The organism is Streptomyces sp. SID3212, assembly GCF_009865405.1.
Lineage (GTDB): Bacteria > Actinomycetota > Actinomycetes > Streptomycetales > Streptomycetaceae > Streptomyces.
In genome coordinates this window covers 1-702 of sequence record NZ_WWJY01000747.1, presented here as the reverse complement: position 1 = coordinate 702, position 702 = coordinate 1, and the positions used below count along the sequence as shown (strand labels likewise).

At 75.8% G+C, this 702-nt stretch carries 1 protein-coding gene and 1 pseudogene; one reads left to right on the top strand and one right to left on the bottom strand.

All coding sequences use genetic code 11. The annotated features are described in order from the left end of the window. Window positions 1–276 (bottom strand): NPCBM/NEW2 domain-containing protein (locus tag GT042_RS39320; protein ID WP_345943868.1); only part of this gene is annotated, 276 nt, incomplete at its 3' end. 55 nt (window positions 277–331) lie between these two features. Between GT042_RS39320 and GT042_RS39315 the strand changes: the two are divergent. Further along, window positions 332–702: pseudogene (locus GT042_RS39315) on the top strand (hypothetical protein); the annotation flags it as partial.

The following is a 702-nucleotide window of genomic DNA, read 5'->3' as shown; positions in this document are numbered from 1 at the left end:
ATCCCCATCCCCATCCCCATCCCCGTCCCCGTACACGGAGAAGCGGACGGAACCGACCCCGAGGGTCATGTCGTCCACCCCCACCATCGCCTCGTACGAGACACAGCTCCGGTTGAGGTCGATCGTCACCGACGACCCCGCCTGCATCGTCACGCCGTACGCGTACCGGGTCCCGCCGATGGAGACGTTCGACCGCTGCCACAGCCAGCCGCTCCCGCCGAGCCGCACCTCGGGCGCGGTGCCGTCCCCGAGGACGCCGTACTTCAGCTGGTTCACCTGGTACACGGCAGGCGGGGGAGCGGGCACAGGGGCCGGCTTCGCCGGCTTGGGCGTGGGCCTCGGCGCCGGCCTCACCGGGGGCCGCCGCACCGGAGGCGCGGACGACGGAGTCCGGGCCGGCGCGGCACGCCGCTCGGGTGCAGGCGTACGCGTACGCGAAGGAGCGGACGGAGCCGAGGGCCTCGACACCCGCGGCGCGGGCGCGTCCGGCTTCGCCGGGGACGAGGAAGGCACCGGAACACCGGGAAGCACCGGCTGCGCCGCCGGAGGCTTCGCGTCCGGCCGGGACGCGTCCTCCGGGCTGCCCGCCAGCGCCCACACCAGACCGGCCGTCGCGACGACGACCAGCCCCGCGATACCGGCCTTGACCGGCGCCCCGAGCCCCTCGGAAGCCGCGGCTCCCCCGGCGGCGCCGGACGCGGA